General features: G+C 65.1%; 20 protein-coding genes. 10 read left to right on the top strand and 10 right to left on the bottom strand.

Going from position 1 to position 19,246, the window contains the following annotated elements; translation table 11 throughout:
- Positions 1-69 precede the first annotated feature (69 nt).
- Positions 70-495 carry a hypothetical protein gene (locus F8G81_RS01210; protein WP_267277228.1) on the top strand — a complete coding sequence of 142 codons (426 nt, stop codon included), beginning with the start codon at positions 70-72 and terminating at the stop codon, positions 493-495.
- A gap of 34 nt (positions 496-529) precedes the next feature.
- Here F8G81_RS01210 and F8G81_RS01205 read toward each other — a convergent pair whose 3' ends face one another.
- The 3 genes from F8G81_RS01205 to F8G81_RS01195 all read right to left on the bottom strand — a co-directional run bounded on the left by F8G81_RS01205 (position 530) and on the right by F8G81_RS01195 (position 2,543).
- Entirely contained in the window at positions 530-1,333 is an 804-nt protein-coding gene (locus tag F8G81_RS01205) for a glycerophosphodiester phosphodiesterase (protein WP_416377089.1), read from the bottom strand.
- Positions 1,334-1,361: 28 nt separating this feature from the next.
- Positions 1,362-1,610, bottom strand: coding sequence for a hypothetical protein (locus F8G81_RS01200; RefSeq protein ID WP_267277227.1), 249 nt, complete (start codon positions 1,608-1,610; stop codon positions 1,362-1,364).
- Positions 1,611-1,724: 114 nt separating this feature from the next.
- Positions 1,725-2,543 carry an HAD family hydrolase gene (locus tag F8G81_RS01195; RefSeq protein ID WP_267277226.1) on the bottom strand — a complete coding sequence of 273 codons (819 nt, stop codon included), beginning with the start codon at positions 2,541-2,543 and terminating at the stop codon, positions 1,725-1,727.
- Between the two features lie 216 nt (positions 2,544-2,759).
- Here F8G81_RS01195 and F8G81_RS01190 point away from each other — a divergent pair, with 216 nt between their 5' ends.
- Positions 2,760-3,971, top strand: coding sequence for an ABC transporter substrate-binding protein (locus F8G81_RS01190; RefSeq protein ID WP_267277225.1), 1,212 nt, complete (start codon positions 2,760-2,762; stop codon positions 3,969-3,971).
- 7 nt (positions 3,972-3,978) lie between these two features.
- Here the strand turns inward: F8G81_RS01190 and F8G81_RS01185 are convergent, their stop codons facing one another.
- The 5 genes from F8G81_RS01185 to F8G81_RS01165 all read right to left on the bottom strand — a co-directional run bounded on the left by F8G81_RS01185 (position 3,979) and on the right by F8G81_RS01165 (position 9,383).
- Complete coding sequence (locus tag F8G81_RS01185) at positions 3,979-4,914, bottom strand: glycosyltransferase family 9 protein (protein ID WP_267277224.1); 936 nt, start codon at positions 4,912-4,914, stop codon at positions 3,979-3,981.
- Positions 4,915-4,927: 13 nt separating this feature from the next.
- The gene (locus F8G81_RS01180; protein WP_267277223.1) at positions 4,928-6,073 is read right to left on the bottom strand and encodes a glycosyltransferase family 9 protein; all 1,146 of its coding nucleotides are present in this window, start codon (positions 6,071-6,073) and stop codon (positions 4,928-4,930) included.
- A gap of 140 nt (positions 6,074-6,213) precedes the next feature.
- Positions 6,214-7,167 carry a carbohydrate kinase family protein gene (locus tag F8G81_RS01175; RefSeq protein WP_267277222.1) on the bottom strand — a complete coding sequence of 318 codons (954 nt, stop codon included), beginning with the start codon at positions 7,165-7,167 and terminating at the stop codon, positions 6,214-6,216.
- Positions 7,168-7,224: 57 nt separating this feature from the next.
- Positions 7,225-8,025 (bottom strand): alpha/beta hydrolase, encoded by an 801-nt coding sequence (locus tag F8G81_RS01170; protein ID WP_267277221.1) that lies wholly within the window; start codon positions 8,023-8,025, stop codon positions 7,225-7,227.
- Between the two features lie 95 nt (positions 8,026-8,120).
- On the bottom strand, positions 8,121-9,383 hold the full coding sequence (locus F8G81_RS01165) for an ROK family transcriptional regulator (RefSeq protein ID WP_267277220.1): 1,263 nt from the start codon (positions 9,381-9,383) through the stop codon (positions 8,121-8,123).
- Between the two features lie 153 nt (positions 9,384-9,536).
- Between F8G81_RS01165 and F8G81_RS01160 the strand changes: the two genes are divergently transcribed.
- From F8G81_RS01160 to F8G81_RS01130, 7 genes are read left to right on the top strand one after another with little or no spacing between them, the layout of a single operon-like run.
- Positions 9,537-10,892, top strand: a complete 1,356-nt coding sequence (locus tag F8G81_RS01160; protein WP_267277219.1) for an extracellular solute-binding protein — start codon at positions 9,537-9,539, stop codon at positions 10,890-10,892.
- Positions 10,893-10,897: 5 nt separating this feature from the next.
- Complete coding sequence (locus F8G81_RS01155) at positions 10,898-11,869, top strand: carbohydrate ABC transporter permease (RefSeq protein WP_267277218.1); 972 nt, start codon at positions 10,898-10,900, stop codon at positions 11,867-11,869.
- Positions 11,866-12,756 carry a carbohydrate ABC transporter permease gene (locus F8G81_RS01150; RefSeq protein ID WP_267277217.1) on the top strand — a complete coding sequence of 297 codons (891 nt, stop codon included), beginning with the start codon at positions 11,866-11,868 and terminating at the stop codon, positions 12,754-12,756. Before F8G81_RS01155 ends, F8G81_RS01150 begins: the two co-directional genes overlap by 4 nt.
- A gap of 12 nt (positions 12,757-12,768) precedes the next feature.
- Complete coding sequence (locus F8G81_RS01145) at positions 12,769-13,899, top strand: mandelate racemase/muconate lactonizing enzyme family protein (RefSeq protein ID WP_267277216.1); 1,131 nt, start codon at positions 12,769-12,771, stop codon at positions 13,897-13,899.
- Between the two features lie 11 nt (positions 13,900-13,910).
- Entirely contained in the window at positions 13,911-14,735 is an 825-nt protein-coding gene (locus F8G81_RS01140) for an NAD-dependent epimerase/dehydratase family protein (protein ID WP_267277215.1), read from the top strand.
- A gap of 3 nt (positions 14,736-14,738) precedes the next feature.
- Positions 14,739-15,440, top strand: a complete 702-nt coding sequence (locus tag F8G81_RS01135; protein WP_267277214.1) for a bifunctional 4-hydroxy-2-oxoglutarate aldolase/2-dehydro-3-deoxy-phosphogluconate aldolase — start codon at positions 14,739-14,741, stop codon at positions 15,438-15,440.
- A complete protein-coding gene (locus F8G81_RS01130) occupies positions 15,428-16,369 on the top strand; it encodes a sugar kinase (protein ID WP_267277213.1) in 942 nt (313 codons plus the stop codon). Before F8G81_RS01135 ends, F8G81_RS01130 begins: the two co-directional genes overlap by 13 nt.
- 382 nt (positions 16,370-16,751) lie before the next feature.
- Here the strand turns inward: F8G81_RS01130 and F8G81_RS01125 are convergent, their stop codons facing one another.
- Entirely contained in the window at positions 16,752-17,123 is a 372-nt protein-coding gene (locus tag F8G81_RS01125) for a DoxX family protein (RefSeq protein ID WP_267277212.1), read from the bottom strand.
- A 26-nt stretch (positions 17,124-17,149) separates the two neighbouring features.
- Between F8G81_RS01125 and F8G81_RS01120 the strand changes: the two genes are divergently transcribed.
- A complete protein-coding gene (locus F8G81_RS01120; protein ID WP_267277211.1) occupies positions 17,150-17,716 on the top strand; it encodes a TetR/AcrR family transcriptional regulator in 567 nt (188 codons plus the stop codon).
- Between the two features lie 326 nt (positions 17,717-18,042).
- Here the strand turns inward: F8G81_RS01120 and F8G81_RS01115 are convergent, their stop codons facing one another.
- On the bottom strand, positions 18,043-19,035 hold the full coding sequence (locus F8G81_RS01115; RefSeq protein WP_267277210.1) for an AraC family transcriptional regulator: 993 nt from the start codon (positions 19,033-19,035) through the stop codon (positions 18,043-18,045).
- Positions 19,036-19,246 lie beyond the last annotated feature (211 nt).

Here is a 19,246-nt window from a genome sequence, read left to right as displayed (position 1 = left end):
TGGAAGAGTAACGCACGGCCGGTCCCGCACATGGCCAGCCGGCTCACAACGTCCGGAAGGAGCAGCCAGATGGGTATCGGCGACAGCATCGGCAAGGCAGCGGAAAACGCCATGGAGGACCTGGCAGGGACATCCACGCCCACGGAAAACGCGAAGGTCCCGGAGCCCACGGACCCCAACAGCGACGTTGAAGTGCATTCGTCCATCAGCGAGGGCTCGAACGCCATGGAGGCGGAGAAGGAGAAGGCCCCGGGGTTAAAGACAGGCTCTGCCACCGGACCGGTTTCCAGCAATCCGGCCACCCCAGCCGGAAGCGACTCCGCCATGAACGACAATGCACCGGCAGGTACTCGCTCAGGTGAGGACAGCGGCCCCACTGAGCCTCCCCGCGATGTCCCCGGGCCTGCAGGCCTGCCGGAAGGCGATCCGGATTCCTTGCGCGCAGATCCAAGCGAAGGCGACCAGGATCCGTCCACCGGCATGGGACGCGGCTGAAGAGCTAACACCGAAGAGGAATGGGCCCGGACCGTCAGGTGCCGGGCCACTCGCCGCGTTCCTGCAGGACCTGTTTGAGCAGATCCGCACGGTCGGTCACGATGCCGTCCACTCCGAGGTCGAGCAGCCGCCGCATTTCCTGCGGATCGTTAATGGTCCACACATGGACCACCAGGCCCAAGTGATGAGCCCGCCGGACGTAGGCCTTGGTGACCACCCGGACCATGCCGTACCTGACCGGAACCTGCAGTGCCTGCACGTCGCGCAGGACCCCCCGGAGCACCCGCCCCAGCCAACTGGCCGGCATGAGGGGTCCAAGTGCCACAAACAGTGCATTGGTGATGACCCCGGCGGAGGAGGCTATGGGGCGGCTGAGGAGTTTCAGCACTGCCCGGCGCCGGCGGTCGGAGAAGCTGGCAACCAGCACACGGTGGTGGGCCTGGTGGCGCTCGATTCCCGCGGCCAGGCTCCTTACGGATGCCCAGTCCTTAACGTCCACGTTCAGCCGGACCTCGGGGAAGGCCGTCACCAGCTCGTCAAACAGCGGCACCGCCTCCCGCCCGGCGATGCGGGCTGCCGCCACCTCAGCAGCCGTGAGTTCGGCGATCTTTCCGCTGCCGTCTGTTACCCGGTCCAGGCTGTCGTCATGGAAGACGAGCAGGACGCCGTCTGCGGTGGTGTGGACGTCCGCTTCCAGGTAGAGGTATCCAAGCTCGACGGCGGCGCGGAACGCGGCCATGGAGTTCTCCAGCCCGTCGCGTGAAAAGCCGCGGTGGGCCATGGCCACCGGCCCGGAGCCCCCCGCACCGCGGGAGGCAGAAAAAAACGGCTCAGTCACGTTGGAAGCGTACCGGAGCCGCGGACGCCTATTGCTCCTGCAACGCCACTTCGACGCCGTCGCTGCAGTGGACCAGGACGCGTCCGCCTCCGCCGTCGAGCTCTATCCAGAGTGCGGTATGGTCCCAGGTGATGGCGTCCACCTGGCCCAGGGTGACAAAAGCGGGCGAGAGCCGGACGCTGACGCGGTCACCCTGCTTCAGCGTTTTCCAGTGTGCGGCCGGTTCAGCAGGGCGCAGCGTTGCCTCGGCCACACGTTGACTGACTTTCCTTGCCATGATTCCCCCTCAAGCCACGGAGCGTTTTGTCCATGGCCCACGTTAGGGAGCAAAGATGAACGCCCGGTGAGCGTTAGCTGTGAAATCGGGCGGCGAAAACCCAACTTTTGGGAGTCAGGGAAGCTTGACACCCAGGGCGGCGAGCCTGGCTTCGAGAACCTGGGCCACGCCGTCGTCGTCGAAATGGGGCGCCTGCTGGCCGGCGGCGCGGATGGCTTCCGGATGACCACTGGCCATGGCGTAGCCGTGGCCGGCCCACCGCAGCATTTCGATGTCATTGGGCATGTCACCGAAGGCCACAACGTCCGCGGCGTCGATGCCAAGCGACGCCGCGTATTCGGCCAGCGTGACGGCTTTGTTGACGCCGGGAAGCGATAGCTCCAGCATCGAGGCCCCGGGTGAGGAGTGCGTGGCTGCCGCAAGATGGGCCACCGCGGGGGCCACCTCGGCCAGGAATTCGTCCGGCGTTCCCTCATGCACGATCGCCAGGAATTTGACCACTTCATCATCCTGGGCAAGCGTTTCGGCCAGCGCCGCGGGCGTGTATTCGGAGAGGAGTTCGCTGGAGGCATTTTGAATGAAGCCCGGCTCAAGGTGAAATCCGGTGAGGGTCTCGGCGGCGAACTTCGCTGTGGGGCGCAGCTCCTTGATGATCCGCCGGACCTCCATCACGGACTCGATGCCCAGCGTCCGCGCGGACACCAGCTGGTCCGCCTCAAGGTCCCAGACCACGGCACCGTTGGAACAGATCACGGTGCCCGTGTGGCCCAGCTGTTCTTCCAGCGGGTGCAGCCAGCGGGGCGGGCGGCCGGTGACAAAAACGAGTTCGACGCCGGCGTTTCGGCAGGCGTGGAAGGCCCGGACGGTGCGGTCACTGATTTTTCCGTCGTGCCCAAGGATCGTTCCGTCAATGTCACTTGCTACCAGCCGCATCCTGCCAGTCTACGTGGGTGGCGGTGGCACTGTTTCCGCGTTGCCTGGTTCAGTCAGGCGGCTTCTATGTGTACCCCCGAGACGTTTTTTGACGCCCTGCTACCCCGTGTTGAGCTTTCACGACGCCCGGTTAACGCAGGCGACACGCTCCGTTGTGGCACCGCTGGGACGCTCCGTAGTCTCATCTCCACTGACCGCCCCAGCAAAGGAATTCCGGTGTCAACACCACAAGACAAGAACCCCCACAGCCAGTCCCCGCAGGAACAGCAAGGATCCACCCGCATCGTGGCGGGCCAGTCCACCGCCCCCAAGCGCCCTCTCGGCGTCAAGATCGGCGTCCTGGCCGGCATCCTCGCCTTGGTGGGCGGCGGAGTGGCCGTCGCTTCCGCCGTCGCCGGCAACAACGGCGCCCCGGCCGCGCAGACCGCTGGCTCCGAAGATCCCGCCGCTTCCGGGAATCCTGCCGCTGAGCTGCGGCTGGGCTACTTCGGAAACGTCACCCATGCCCCTGCCCTGGTGGGCCTCAGCAAGGGCTTTATCGCCGGGGAACTCGGCGGCACCAAGCTCAGCACCCAGGTATTCAATGCCGGTCCTGCCGCCATCGAAGCCCTGAACGCGGGCGCCATCGACGCCACCTACATCGGGCCCAACCCCGCCATCAATTCCTTTGTCAAGAGCCAGGGACAATCCATCAGCATCGTTGCCGGCGCTGCTGCTGGTGGTGCCCAGCTGGTGGTGCGGCCCGAGATCACTTCAGCTGCGGACCTCAAGGGCAAAACCCTGGCGTCACCGCAGCTCGGCGGCACCCAGGATGTGGCGCTGCGTGCCTGGCTCGGGACGCAGGGCTATAAGACCAACGTGGACGGCAGCGGCGACGTGGCCATCAACCCCACCGAAAACGCCCAGACCCTGAAGCTGTTCCAGGACGGAAAGCTCGACGGCGCGTGGCTGCCTGAGCCGTGGGCGTCCCGGCTGGTGCTCCAGGCCGGAGCCAAGGTCCTGGTGGACGAAAAAGACCTGTGGGACGGCTCCCTCTCCGGCAAGGCCGGGGAATTCCCCACCACCATCCTGATCGTTAACAAAACGTTCGCCGCGGAACACCCGGACACCGTCAAGGCATTGATCAAGGGCCACGCCAAGTCCGTGGAATGGCTGAACAATGCCCCGGCCGACGAAAAGGCCAGCACGATCAATGCCGCGCTCAAGGACGCAGCCGGCGCCGAGCTCAAGCCTGACGTGATTGAACGGTCCCTGAAGAACATTGTGTTCACCGTTGATCCGCTGGCCGGAACCTACAAGAAGCTCCTCCAGGACGGCGTGGACGCCGGCACCACCAAGCAGGCCGACATCAACGGCATCTTCAACCTCACGGCCCTCAACGAGGTCACCGGAGCGAAGGCCTCCGCGGCCGGGTTGGGGACGGAGTAGCTTCCGCTTAGAGCACCCCGAGGTCCCGGACGGCGGCAAGGACGTCCTGGACCGAAACCGCCAGCAGGGCGGGATCGGGATCTGCGGCGAAAGTATCACCGCGGCGCAGGTCGGCCCGGGTCAGCACCACGTGCGGCCCGGGCGGCGGCCCCCAGATCTCGGGGGGCGCCGGCCCAAAAAGCACCACCGAAGGGGTGCTGTACGCGGAGGCCAGGTGGGCCGCCCCGGTGTCAGCCGAAACCACCAGCCTGGCGGCAGCGATCGTGGCCGCAAATTCTCCCAGGCTCAGGTTTCCGGCCAGGACGGCGGTGGCAGGCAAGCCGGATCGGATGCATACCTCCAGTGCCCGTTCCCGTTCGCCTGCACTGCCGGTGAAGATGACGCTGTGCCCGGCCTCGGCAAGCCGGGAGGCGACGGCGGCGAAGCGGTCCGCCGGCCACAAGCGGCTCCCGTAGGCGGCGCCAACATGAAGCACTGTGGCCGCCGGAACCGGACTCGCAACGGGCGGAACATCCAGGCGGAAGTCCAGCGGGTCCGCCTCAATCCCGTGCCACTCCAGAAGCCGGACCCATCTTTCCCGCTCGTGCAGGTCCGGCCGCCAGCGCGGCCCGCTCCGGTGGTCCGTGCCGTGGGCAATGGTCCGGCGCGCGCGGACAGCATCGATTCTCGCCTGGCTCTCCGGCCCGCTGCCGTGAAGGTTGACGGCCACGTCCACGCTGCCCGGCTCTACCGCCAGCGGCACGTCGAGTCCATGTGTGGGGAGCAGCTCGAAACCGCCCACCAGGCCCAGCGCCTCTGCCAGCCACCCCTGTGCCGCATACCGCAGCCTGTGCCCCGGATAGGCGCGGCGGAGTGCATGGAGCGCAGGCACCGCTACCAGCAGATCCCCAAGTTTGAGTGCCCGCAACACCAGCACATCCGGTTTGCCGTTCTCCACCGGCATTCCCACCAGCCTCCTATCCGCCGGGGGCGTAACGTTCGGTGGCAACCAGGCTGCGAACGTCCTCGTGGACTTCCCGCACTCCTATGTCGGCCACTACCGACTCATCGTGCGGACAGCGCGGCGCCGTCCAGCCAACCTGCGTGACATCTATCCCGCAAACAGGGCAGGTGGTCACCCAGGATGGATGGATGCGGTGGAGGCTCCGGCCCAGGGCCCCGGCGTTGATCACGTTTCCCGCCCAGAAAATGCCCACGGTGGGTACCCCCAGCGCCTGGGCGAGATGCCTGGGGCCGCTGTCGTTGCCCACCACCACGTCACTGCGGGCAAGCAGTGCCACCAGGCCGGCCATGTCCAGTTCACCCGCCACGGAGCGGATGGACGCAGGGGCAGCAAGCTGAACGATCCGCTCCGCGAGCGGCTGTTCGCTCCTGTCGCCAACAACCACCACGTGGCAGCCGTCGGCAGCGCAGGCTGCGGCCAGTTCCGCAAACCGGTCCGGCGGCCACCTTCGGCGGGGATCGGTGGCACCCGGATGAAGTACCACCAGGGGCCGGAAATTGTCGTCGGCCAGCCCGTGGGGCAAGGCATCGGCACCTGCGGCAGCAGAGAGCCTTGCTTCCAAATCCACCGGGAAGGCTCCGGCAAATCCCGCCACCTCCAGGGCCCGCAGCGGCTCGTGCTGATAGTAGATGTACGGGACCGTCCGCTCCAGGCTGGCCGCGTCAGCCGTGCGTGTGCCGACGGTATGGCGGGCTCCCAGCCGCAGCACGAACGGGTTGGAGTACCGCCCGCCGCCGTGAAGCTGCACGGCAAGGTCAAAGCGCCGCTCGCGCATGCGCGCAAAGAACCTCTCAAGTTCGTCGGCATCCTCGTCACCGGGGCGGACCCCTTCCGAGAATGGGAGAACCAGCACTTCATCCACCGGGCTTTGCGTCGCGGCGATGAGTGCCTCGTGAACAGGCGTCCCCAGCAGGGTAATCGTGGCTCCGGGATAGGCCGCCTTCAGCGCGGCCATGGCGGGGACAGCGAAAATCAGGTCCCCCAGTCCGCCGCCACGCAAAACAGCGATGCGGGAGACGCCGTCGAACTTTTCCAGGACGGGACCCACGCCCATGCCCACGCGGCCCGATCCACCGAACTCTGCCGTCAACTGCTCCATGGCGCCCCTCCTCGGATCAGGCGGCCACGCGCTTCTCCTCCACAGCCTGGGCCGCTGCTCGTGCAGCCACAATACGGTGTTTTAGCCGGCCATGCGAGAAGAACCGGCCCGGCTTTTGCCTGCCCATTCTCCGGGACGGCCTATTCTCCGGGGACGTCTCCCGGGACGGCGTTCAGTTCCTCGCGGCTGGGCGGGTTGGCGCCCGGCCGGGACACGGTGACGGCCGCCGCCCGGGACGCGTGGGCCAGGATCTCCGCCAGGCCCTCGGCCGGGAGTTCCCGGAGCTCCTTCCGGTTCTGCGCACCGTCCAGGTGCCTGTCCACCAGGCCGGAGAGCAGCGCGGCCATAAAGGAATCGCCGGCACCAACGGTATCGGCCACCTCCACCCGGGGTGCGGCACACTCCGCCTCTCCGGCAGCTGTGACGCCCCACGGCCCGGCGGCTCCCCTCGTGACCACCACCATGGCCGGCCCTTCCGAACCTCCCAGTGACAGCCACTGGCGGGCCGAGTCCAGCACGTCGCGGCCGGGATAGAGCCATTGAAGGTCTTCATCGGACGCCTTGACCACGTCCGCGAGCGTGACGAACTTTTCGGCCTGCCTGCGCGCGTAGTCGACGTCCGTGATGATGCTGGGCCGGCAGTTGGGGTCAAAGCTGATGGTGGCGGAAGGGTGGGCATATTCGACGGCGGCCAGGACGTCGGCGGCGCCCGGCGCCAGCATGGTGGCAATGGACCCGGTGTGCAGCAGGGTGGTGCCCTGAAGCATAAAACCCAGCCGGTCCGCGAGGCCGGGAAGCTCCCAGGTGAGGTCGAACGTGTAGGTGGCGGCGCCGTCGTCGTCGTCGATCAGGGCAGTGGCCACGCTGGTGGGCTGCTCGTCCGGGCCCCACGGGAGCATGACGGAACTGGAGCGCAGGTGAGCGGCCACCGCATCCCCGTAGGCGTCCCGGCCATAGCGGCCGATGAACTGCACGGGATGGTCAAGCCTGGCCAGTCCCACCGCAACGTTGAGGGGGCTGCCGCCAACATGGGCCTGGATTCCGGAGGCGCGCTGGACTACGTCAACCAGGCCCTCACCGATAACAGTAAGCATGCTCATACTCTGCCAGAGAAGCGCCCGCCCGGCCCGAACGCCAGGTACCTTTTGGGGCTAGGCCATCAGCCCCTGCACCAGCTCCCGGCATTTTTTGTAGGCGGCGGACTTCGGATCGATGAGCGAGAAGTGGTCGCCCGGGACCTTGACCAGCTGCGGAGCTCGTGGCGGCCGGCCGGCGGCCGCATATGCCTCGGACTGGCTCAGCGGAACATCCCCGTCCGCCAGGGCGTGGACTGCAAAGACCGGAAGGTCCAGCGGGATGGTGCTCATGGGATCCGCGTACTTGTGCCGCACGGGATACTTCGACGAGGACCCGCCCAGCAGGTTGCTGACCGCACCGCTGCTCAGGTCCAGTTTCTCGGCCTCGGCGAGGTTCAGCAGCCCCGACTGGCTCACCACGCCGGTCAGCAGGACAGCGTCCCCGTTCTCCTTCCGCTTGACCTGGCGGTCGGCGTCGGGCATTCCCAGCTGCTCCAGCTTGCTCCGGCCGGCGGCCCAGGCGGCGAGGTGGCCGCCGGCTGAATGGCCCAGCGCCACCACGGGGCCAAGTTCCAGGGAATGGGCAGCGGCGACGTCCCGCAGTTTGTCGATTCCGGCAAGCACGTCTTCAAAGGTGTGGGGCCAGCCGCCACCGTTGCCGGCGCGGCGGTATTCCAGGTTCCAGGCGGCCATGCCGTGGGCAGCCAGGTCCTTGGCCAGCGGCTCCCCCAGTTCGGCGCCGTAGTGCGAGCGCCAGTAACCTCCATGGATCACCACCACCACACCCCGCAGCTGGTGTCCGGGCCGTGCCTCGGGCAGGAAAAGCTCGCCCCACTGGCTGGGATCCTGGCCGTACTGATACTTGTGCCGCCTCACTGCCTTCTCCCCAAAGCAGTCCCCCATGTTCGACGTCGTCCATCAGCCATGTGCCGAGCCTACCGTGAGAAGCCAAGCGGACGGCTGCAGGTCCGCTAGTTCGCCACCTGTGCCCGGCGCCGGGCGGACCCCGAAGGGGTTGCTGCCCCGTCCAGGAGCCGGCTCAGCATTTCAGGTGAGGTGGTCAGCTTTGACAGTGCAAGTGCGGCACCTCCGGCGGCACCTGCCTCGGGACCGCCGCCAAGATCCGAGGCAACCACTTCCAGGGCTGCCGACGGGGTGAGCGCATAGCGCGTAATGCCGTCACGCAGCGGGTCAAGGACCACCGCTCCGGCGAGGGACGTCTGGCCGCCCACCACAATGCGGGTGGGGTTCAGGAGGTTGCACATGTTGGCCAGGAGACGGCCCACCATGGTTCCGGCCTCGGCCAGGACGTTCTGGGCGGATCTGTCTCCGGCGGCGTTGGCGGCCAGCACGTCATCCATGGTTGCCGCTTCGCCCAGCGTGGGAGCCAGCCGGCCCAGGATGGCCGGGGTGCCAGCCACCAGGACAAGGCAGCCGCGGTTTCCGCACCGGCAGGCCGGGCCGTTGACGTCTATGGAAACGTGGCCCAACTCCCCGGCGCCGCCAACAGAGCCCCGGTAGAGCTCCCCTCCGAAGAGGAACCCGGCGGCGATTCCGCTGGAGATGTTGACGTACATCAGGTCCTGGATTCCCTGCCCGGCACCCCATTTCGCCTCGGCTATCGTCTCAAGGCGCACGTTGTTGTCGATAAACACCGGAACGCCCAGGCGGCGCCCCAGTTCCTCCCGCGCGTTGATGCCGTGCCAGGGCTGATCCGCGAGCGCGCCATGCACGATGCCATCCACGGGGTTAATCTGCCCAGGCAGGCCAATGCCGACGCCGAGAAGGTCCTCACGCTCTCCTCCGGCCTCCTTGAGTGCCTTGTCCAGGAGGTGGACGGCGGCTTCCGCGCGGATACGCCAATCATCCTTGGCGCCGATGGGCACATCAGCTGACGCCACTTCCTGCCCCATCAGGTCTGTGATCCGGACGCAGATCCGGTCCAGGACCTGGCTCATGCCCGCGATCCAGCCGGCTTCCGGGCTGAAGGCCAGCTGGTCACCGGCGCGGCCGTCGACGTCATCCCCGCCCTCGGCCCGCTCGGTGAGCTCCACCAGGACGCCGCGCTCCATCAGGTCCCGGGTGATGGTGGTGACGGTGGTGCGTGAGATGTTAGCCCGCCTGGCCATCTCCGCCCTGTGCATGGGTCCTTGGCTGGCCAACAGATCCAGCACATGGAAAGAGTTCGATTGCCGGAGATTGCGGAGGGATCCACCGCTTCTGGAGGAGTTCACCTTCCCATTATGTATGAATTTGCAGGCCATTGAAATAGTTTGTGTAAAGAGTCTTGACACACTTGCGTGATAACGCTCACAATGAGTCGGGGATTTGTCCAGCACATTACAAACACCGGCCTCGCGGGGCCCGTAGCGATGAAGGTACGTCCAATGAATGCACTAAATAACGTTTCCCGCCGGAGCCTCCTCAGCGGCGCCGCCCTGTTTGCCGGCTTCGCAGCAGCCGGCGGCCTGACCGGATGCTCGGCGAGCGGGGCAGGAGGGGCCGCTAAAAAGTCAGGCGGCCTGACGATTATGGGCAATCCTGGTGAGATCACCCAGGAAGTCATCGACGCCTGGGTCAAGGACCACCCCGAGGTGCCCATCACGCTGATCAAGGACGATCCCACCCGGCTGAACGCCATGATGGCTGCCGGAACTCCGCCGGACCTGGCCAGGAGCCTTGGGGCCATCAGCACTGCCAACCTGGCGAGCCGCGGGCTGGCTCTGGACCTGGACCCGTATCTGGCGAAGTCAAGCACGCTTAAGGAAGCTGACCTGGCCAAGATCAACGACGTCTGGCGCTGGGACGGAAACAAGCAGGGCAGCGGGCCGCGTTATGGATTCGTCAAGGACTGGTCCCAGGATTCCATGTTCTGGTACAACACCGAAGCCTTTGCTGCAGCCGGCATTCCGCTTCCCACTGCGGACAAGCCGCTCACCTATGACCAGCTGCTCGAATATGCCGAGCCCATGACAAAGCGCGGCGGCGGGAAGGTTGAACAGTATGGCCTGTTCGCCACTGCGCCCTCCATAGAGAACCTCTCGGCCATGGTGGCCACCACCAACGGGCGCATTTTTAATGACGACCTGACCAAGGCGGACTTCACCAGCCCCGAGGCCAGGCAGGCACTGCAGTGGCACATCGACGTGGCCAAGAAGCAGGTTGGATACACCCTGGTTGATCCCAACCCGGATGGCTGGGACTGGCCGCCGTTTGATGCCAAGAGGACTGCCATGGCACTGGCCGGCTACTGGTTCGGCGGCATGGTGTCCACCAATCCCAAAACCGCCGAGTTCGCCCGGCTGGCGCCCGCCCCCATGATGGGCTCCAAGCGCGTCAGCCCCACCACGTCGGCCACAGGCTACTGGATCTCCTCCAAGACCGAGATGAAGGATGAGGCCTACGCGTTCCTTGAGTGGTACTGCTGCACCGGCCCCAACGCCAAGGTAAGGGCACAGACGGGAGTGGGCATGCCCTCCGTTACTACTCTGACCTCCGAACTCCCGCAGGCCCTCCCGTACCAATCCGAAGCCATGAAGGTCCAGAAGAATGAAGAGCAGTACCTTCAGGTCCTCCCGTTCAGCCCTTACGCCCAAGCGGTTGCTGTTAGCGCTGCCATCGCCGAGCTCTTCCCCCGCGCAGCGACCGGCGAGCTGTCCGTCGGCCAGTTCGCGGACCAGGCTACCACTGCCGTCAACGAGCTCCTCAAGCAGGGCATGGAACTTGCCGGCAAGAAGGGCTGAGGCAGTTGAGTACACAGTCGCTGGCTAAGTACGTCCGCTCCAGGAACCGGCCGGGAGCCAGCGGTTTCAGGGGTTCGGGCGCCTTCTACGCCTTTATCTCCCCGTGGCTGATCGGGACTGTACTCCTGACGCTGTTTCCGCTGGGCTACGCACTGTGGATCAGCTTCACCAACTGGGATGGAATAGCGCCGAACCAAAACTGGATCGGCCTGAAGAACTACACCGATGCGTTGAGCGATCCCCGAATGTGGGCCAGCCTTCAGCGCACCGGACTGCTCGCTCTCGCCGTTGTGCCAGTCACCATCTGCGGAGGACTGGCACTGGCGCTGCTGCTGAACGAAAAGGTCCATTGGCGGTCAGGTCTGCGGATGCTCGTCTATCTCCCGGCCATCGTGCCTCCCGTCGCAGCGACGCTGACCTGGAAGCTGCTGTTCGACCGCGACAGCGGCGCCATCAACGGTGTCACTGCCATCTTTGGTGCGGATGCGGTGAGCTGGATGAGCGGAAACACGGTGTTCGTGGTCCTGTTGGTGGTCATGCTTTGGGGCATCGGCGCCGGTGTGCTGATCAACCTCGCCGCCCTGCAGGACGTTCCGGCAGAGCTTCATGAGGCCGCGCGGCTGGACGGGGCAAACGCCTTCACGGCATTCTGGCACGTCACGCTGCCGAGCATCTCGCCGGTGCTTCTTTTCCAAGTGATCACTACCACCATCGGCGTCCTGCAGACGTTCGTCCCGGCGCTCCTGCTGTCACCGGCCAACGGGCCGGCGGCGATCACGGCCGTGCCTGAGGCCAACAGGGTCTTTATGGTGGACGTTTACGCCCAGTACTTCGCGTACTCCAAGTACGGGTACGCGTCGGCGATGCTTTGGCTCTTCTTCCTGGTCATCCTGGTGGTCACCATCATTACGTTCAAGATCGGCGGACGCACAGTGTTCTACGCCGTCGACCCCTCCAAAGAAGGGAAAGAGGGATGACGCTCACCAGTCACCGCCCGCAAACAGAGTCCCAGGCCGCACTGCCGGAGCCGCCAATCCGGCAAAGCCGGGAACGCAAGAACCCGGTGGCTTTCGTGATCCTGCTGGTGGTCTGCGCCATTCTGTTCCTTCCCGTCCTCTGGCTCCTCCTGACGGCACTGAAGTCTCCGCAGCAGTTGGCCTCCGATCCCATCACCTGGATCCCCACTCAGCCGCAGGTGCAGAACTTCATCGATGCCACGATGATCCTGCCCTTCTGGGCGTATGCCGCCAACTCCCTCTTCCTGTCCACAGTGACCGGCGTCCTGACCACAGTCAGCTCCGCGCTTGTGGGCTACGGGTTCGCCCGGCTTAACGGCAAGGGAAAAAAGGTGCTCTTCGGGATCCTTATCGCCATGATGATGACGCCGCCCATCATCACCCTCATACCGACGTACCTGCTGTTTGCGAAGGTTGGACTGGTGGGAACCTATTGGCCGTGGGTGTTGTGGGGAATGGCGGGCGCTCCGTACCTCATTTTCCTCTACCGCCAGTTCTTCGCGCAGCTGCCACGGGAACTTGAGGAGGCCGCCATCCTCGACGGCTGCGGCCGGCTGCGCATCTTTGTGCAGATCTTCCTCCCGCTGTCCAAGCCGGTCATCATCACCGCCTTTGTCCTGTCCTTCAACGGCGTGTGGGGCGACTTCATCGCCCCCCAGCTCCTGCTCAACCAGGACAACACCACCCTCGCTGTGGCCATCACCACCGGCTATGTGAACTCCCAGGGGTTCCCGGTCAACAACCTGCTGGCGGCCGGCGCGGTGCTTTATGTCCTTCCTGTGCTCATCATGTTCTTCTTCGTCCAGCGGTCCTATGTCCGCGGCTTTGCCACCTCAGGCATGAAATAGAAAGGCCTGACAGTGAAAATAACGGACCTCGAAGTCCTCACCATCGACGACGGCGGTGCCCTGATGATGGTGGTTGTCCACACCGATGAGGGGATCTTCGGTGTGGGAGAGGTGGGGCTCCGCTCGCGCCAGCTGGCCGTCCGGGGAGCGCTGGAACACTTCAAGCCCCTGCTCATTGGCAATGATCCCTTCCGCACCGAACACCTTTGGCAGGTGATGTCCCGGTCAGGGTTCTACCCCGCGGACCGAGTCCTCGCCTCTGCCATCTCCGCGGTGGACATTGCCCTCTGGGACCTGAAGGGCAAGGCGCTGGACGTCCCGGTTTATGAACTGCTCGGCGGCGCGGTCCGTGACCGGGTGAAGTGCTACCGCCACATCGGCGGCGCCGATTATGCCGAGCTCGTGGACAACGCGCGGCAGGCCTTTGAGCAGGGGTGGACTGTTGGGCGGCTCTCTGTGCCCTCGGAAGGCGACCTGCTGGAACCCCGTGCCGCCGCCCGGCACGCCCTGGCGGAAGTGGCTGCCGTCCGGGATGAGCTCGGCACGGAATTCGAGCTCATCCTCGATGTCCATACACGGCTGGAACTTCCCGAGGCCACCACCCTTTGCCGTGAGCTGGAGGGGGCCAACATGTACTTCGTGGAGGATCCGCTGCGGTGGGAGAACCCTGACATCTACGGCGCCCTTCGCCAGCGCACCTCTGTGCCGCTGGCAGCAGGCGAGCAGGCCGCGTCCAAGTGGGAGATGCGGCCACTGATTGAACGGGACCTGATCGACTACGCCCGTTTTGATATTTGCATTGTGGGCGGCTTCACCGAGGCCAAGAAGATAGCCGGCTGGTGCGAGTCCCACCACATCCGCACGGCTACCCACAACCCGCTGGGTCCCATCGCGACGGCAGCGTCCCTGCACCTGAACATGACGCTGCCAACGTTCGGCATCCAGGAGCAGTACCAGTTGCCGGGCACCCAGGTGACTGACGTGTTCCCGGTCCAGGCCACCATGGACGGGGAATGGATGCGCCGGCCCGAAGCCCCGGGCCTTGGCCTGGAGGTTGACCTTGAGGCTGCCCGTGCCCATCAGATGGAACCGCCGCTGATGCCGCAGCTGCGCCGACTCGATGGATCATTCACTAACTGGTGAAACAATCAGCCATGACCTTAGGTGCAGACGAAGGAACGCAGCCTCCCCTCGTTGTTGTCACGGGCGCCGCCGGGCACGTCGGACGCCTCACCTCGGCGGCCCTCGCGGGGCACTACAGGCTCCGGCTGATCGATCTGGAATGGGCCGCCCAAGGGCCCCGGGAAACGCTGGACGGGATTGAGCGCATGGCGCTGGATCTGAGCCACCGCAGTGCCTGGGACGTGGCGATCGAGTCCGCCGACGCCGTCGTCCATCTGGCCGGGCATCCTTATCCGGGAATCGACGCGCGGACAGCCGTGGAAAGCGGAGCCATGCTGACCTCGCATCTCGCGGCAGCGGCTGCCGGCTCGGACGTTCGAAGGATTGTCTTCGCGAGTTCCATCCACACGATGGGTCTCCACCACAGGCATGGGCACTACCCCATCAGCCAGAAGTGGGCACCCCGCCCCTGCTGTGTATACGGGGCTGCCAAGGTGTTCTCGGAAAATCTTCTGGAAATCCTGGCGGAACAGACGCCGATCTCCGTGATCTGCCTGCGGCTTGGCCTGACCGGCTTTCCGCCCGGAACAGCTGCCCACGCCACCCAGTGGCTGGGGCCCAATGACTACGCCCAGCTGCTCCACGCCTCGCTGACGGTGCCCCTGCATTTCGGGACGTATCTGGGTATGTCAGCGGCAGCGGGTGAAAGGTGGGACCTGACCGACACCATCAGGGACCTTGGGTTCGATCCCGTTGACCCCACCCCTGTTCCCGACAATCCGGAGGAGCCCGAAGCATCTCCCTGCCTGATGTTCCCCGCCACCCTGACGCCCCCAACCGACCCCGTGGAGCCCTAACCAATGGAAGACGCTTCCCATGTACTCCTCGCCGGCCTGAGGAACAACCGGCTGCTCGCCATCATCCGCGGCAACAGTCCGGATGCGTGCTTCAACACGGCCATGACACTGATCGATGCGGGGATCACCATCGTTGAAGTCTCGCTCACGACGGCGGGGGCTTTTGACGTAATCGGCCGCATCGCCGAAGCCTCCAGCGGCCGCGCCCTGCTGGGCGCCGGTACCGTTCTGACCTCCGGCCAGGTCCGTGAAGCGCACGACGCCGGCGCGCAATTTATCGTGACGCCCTGCCTTGCGCCCAGCACCGGGGAGGCCCGCAGCCTGGGGCTTCCCGTGCTGGTGGGGGCCCTCACGCCCGCCGAGGTGTACGCCGCCTGGCGTGAAGGCGCCACCGCTGTGAAGCTGTTTCCCGCGAGTGTGGGCGGCCCGGCGTACCTTAAAGCACTGCGGGACCCGTTCCCGGAGATTCCTTTTGTGCCCGTTGGGGGCGTCAGCGCCGATTCGGTGACGGGTTATCTGCAGGCAGGGGCACTTGCCGTGGGCGCAGGCAGTCCCCTGACCGGAGACGCGCCCCGCGGCGGCAGCCTCGCCGCACTTGCTGAACGTGCCCGCAATCTTATTGCGCTCGCACAGGAGGGGCGCGCATTGGCTGTCTCCCTGGACAGCAGCCAGCACGCGGAAGGCCGGCATCAATGGACGTCCTGACCTTCGGCGAAACCATGATCGCGTTCAGGGCAGACCGCCCGCTGGCCTTGAACCCGAACATCAGCGCAACGATAGCCGGCGCTGAGTCGAATGTGGCCATAGCATTGGCGCGGCTTGGACACAGCGTGCAATGGGCCGGCCGTGTTGGCAACGACGCCGGCGGCGCACTCATCCGACGCACGCTCAGGGCCGAGTCAGTGGGACAGGACCATGTCACCACCGACCCCTTCCGACAGACCGGCATCCTGATTTTCGAGAAGCGGCTGCCGGACGTTACCAGCGTTGACTACTACCGCCAGAACTCGGCAGGTTCTGCGCTCAGCAGCGACGATGTGGTCCCGGCGCTCGCTGGACGCCCGCACATCCTGCACATCACCGGAATCACCCCGGCCTTGAGCGACAGCGCTGCAGAGGCAGTCCTCCGTGCAGCATCGGCGGCACAGCAGGAAGGGGCAACAGTCACGTTGGACGTGAACTACCGGTCAAAGCTCTGGACGCGGGAGGAGGCTTCCGCCGCCCTCAGTGCACTGGTCCCCCACGTGGACGTTGTCATCGGCTCAGCAGACGAACTGGACCTCCTCATCGCAGATCCGGATTCGGAAGCTGACGCGGTGTCGGCCCTCCTTAGCCTCGGCGTGCGGGAAGTCGTGCTCAAACGTGGTGCCGGTGGAGCCACACTGTCCAGCAGGCACGGGACTGTCCACTCCCCCGCCCGCCCCGTCACCGCCGTCGACAGCGTTGGTGCCGGTGACGCCTTCACTGCCGGCTACATTTCCGGGCTGCTCACAGGGCTCACAGCGGAAGGGCGGCTCCGCCTGGCCAACACGCTCGGGGCGTTCGCCGTCACCACAAAGGGCGACTGGGAAGGCCTGCCCACCCTGGACGAACTGGCCTTGCTGGATGCCGGGAACGGCACCGTCCTCCGTTGAGCCCGGAGCGATGAGCGCGGCATTTTCGCGGCGCTAAATGTCGCCCCTGGCGCCCGTAAGCCCAACCCTCAACGGGACAGTTCCAACATTCCTCCGCCGGGGGCCAACATCTCGATTAACGCCAAATTGACCAGGGCTTTGCTTCTAGCGAGGCAATCGGCGAGGAAAATATGCCGTGGTCGTTTCTGGCTAAATGGCCACAAGACGTCATCCTAGGCCGTGGAAAAGCTTGGCTGCCCCGTCCGGCATCAGAAGTAGGGGGCTATTTTCTTCAAAGGCTTCGGAACGCAAGAGATTGCCAGGCCTTTAGACCTGCTTGGCGCGTCAAGTTTGTCGCTCGTTCGCTCTCGTCCTGATGAACGCCCACCAGTCCCGGACAGCTTTACAGGATGAAGCTGTACAGGCCGGTCGTTATGCAGATCGCCAGCATTCCGAATGCGTTGAGGAAGAGGTTGCGGCCGAAGTCGCGGGCGCGGATATGCATGCCGATTGCGATGAGGAAGTAGAGGATCAGACAGGCGGTAGTCAGTGCTCCCAGGCCGGGGATCCAAAGTCCTGCAATGAGTCCTGCGGCCGCCGCGAACTTGATCGGCGTCATGAGCCACCAGTGTCTTTGCGGCCAGTGGACGTCTTCGAAGCACTTGGCGATGAACGGTGCCGGCTTGATGCAGAGGAACCCGTCAACCAGCGAAATGCCTGCCAGGACCAGGATGGGCCAGCTCGGATCGGGGAAGAGGACCATGCTTTCATACATACCATACGGTTTGGTATGCTGCCTAGATGACCAGGCAAAGATGGGTGGATGAAGGCCTCCGGGTTCTTGCGGAAGAAGGAGCTCCGGGCGTCCGGATCGACCGGGTTGCAGCGCGCCTGGGCCTAAGTAAGGGGTCCTTCTTCCATCACTTCGATGGCATCGCCGGTTACCGTCGCGCGCTCCTTGAGCACTGGGAAAACACGGCAGTCCGCGAGCTCGGTGATGGAGCACCGCAGCCCCTTCTGGAAGATCTTGCTGCACGGGTTGGCGCTCTCGTGGATCTGCGCATGGAGGCGGCCGTTCGCGCTTGGGCATTTCAGGACGCTGAAGCAGCTGCAGCCCAAGAACGTGTGGACCTCGCCCGGCTGGCGGCGCTTGAGTCCGTCTGGTCGCAGATCATCGACGACCCCTCGCGGGCACATACCGCGGCGCTGCTCCCTCATCTGCTCATGATCGGAGCCTGTGTGGCGCTGCCGGCAACGAGCCGAGCGGATCTGGAGTCAGTGTTCAGCCTGCTGGCCGAACTCATCCCGGCTGTACCGCCCACTCAGGTAGCGGATCCCCCACCGTCCAGTGGTTCAGCCCGGGGCTAGGCTGTTGTGCTTTCACTTTGCCGGAACGATCCGGGGCCCGCTGTAGCTGGTGGGCATCCGCAGAGCCCCCTCCCGCAAAACGTCCCGTAAGCCGGCCCTCCAAAGACGCAGCAGGAAACATGCTGAACTCTTTCAAAAGTGCGGGCTTCCGGACCTGGCACATTCCCGTAAGACCCGCCCGTAAATTGCCCGGTGAAGGTGCCCATTCGCTACGGTCAAAAACGACCGCTTTTGACGTGCAACTCGGCGAGCCTCCGCGAACCCCGGAATAGCCCCTTCTACTGCTGGTGTGACTTTCGGCGATAAATGGCGGCTTTTTCACGGCGCTAAATGTCGCCCCTGGCGCTCGTAAGCCGAACCTCTAGTGGAACAATTTTGTCGGGCCCTAGTCCGGCCTGCGCGGGGCGGCGCAGGCGATATTCTGTCGGTGTTGTTCCTACTTGGCGTTTGAAAGCTGTGCTGAACGCATAAGCGTTCTGGTAGCCGACCTGGCGGGCGACGCGTGACACCGTGGCGTCCGGAGCTTGCAGCAGGTCGCGGGCTAATGTAAGCCGCCAGCGCGTGAGGTAGGTCATCGGTGGCTCTCCCACGCTTGTTCGGAAACGTGCGGCGAGTGAGGCGCGGGAAGTGTTTACTCGGCGGGCAAGGCTCTCCACTGTCCAGGGCACTGCGGGGTCTGCATGGAGGCACTCAAGGGCGCGCACGACCAATGGATCATTGCAGGCGAGCCAGCTGGCTTCGGTGGGTCGGTCAGGAGCATTGGCCCAGTGGCGGATGGTGTTGACGACGAGCACGTCAAGCAGGCGGTCGACGACTACCTGGGCAGCGGGGTCATCGTGGGCGAGCTCCCGGGTGAGGAGACTGACAAGCGCGCCGTCGGCACGCTCGCGAGGCACTATGGTCAATCGGGGCAGGGCGCGCACGACGAGGCCACCCGCCTCGTCAGGGCGTTCGTACGTGCCGATGAGCAGCGCCGTTTCTCCTTCCGCGGTGTTGCCCCAGCAGCGGATGCCGTGGCGGAGCTCGTCGCGGAGGTCCCGGCCATCAAGGGTGGTGCAGTGCTGGCCAGGGCCGATTTCGATCGCAGGCGCGCTGCCGGCAGCATCAGTCACAGCGTAGGGTTCAGGGCCACGTATGAGGGCCACGTCGCCGGCTTCGAGCAGGGAACCGTCCACCCGGGCTGCCCCGCGGGTAACGGCGAGAACCGTTAGAGCAGCGTTATCGCGAACATTAATTCCCCACGGCGTATTCATCTGCACTATCAGAGCAAAAGCACCGACCGCCCTGGGACCGTCAAGGAAGTGCGTCAGCGGATCCATGCTTAGAGGGTAGACGATAACAAAGGTTTCAAGGACCTTGACCTATTCTGCGTCTACGCCTCGCAGGGTTTACTAAAGGCATGAATACTCTTATCCTCGGCGGCGCCGGCCGCTCCGGGGCCGGCATACTTGACAGCCTGGCCGCCGAAGTTAATCAACTCCCTGGCCGACCCGCATCATCACTCAACGCATACGCGCGACGCAATGCAAA

It is taken from the genome of Arthrobacter sp. CDRTa11, assembly GCF_026427775.1.
GTDB lineage: Bacteria > Actinomycetota > Actinomycetes > Actinomycetales > Micrococcaceae > Arthrobacter.
Note: the sequence above shows the minus strand (reverse complement) of the source record. Positions and strands in the feature narration are given on the sequence as shown.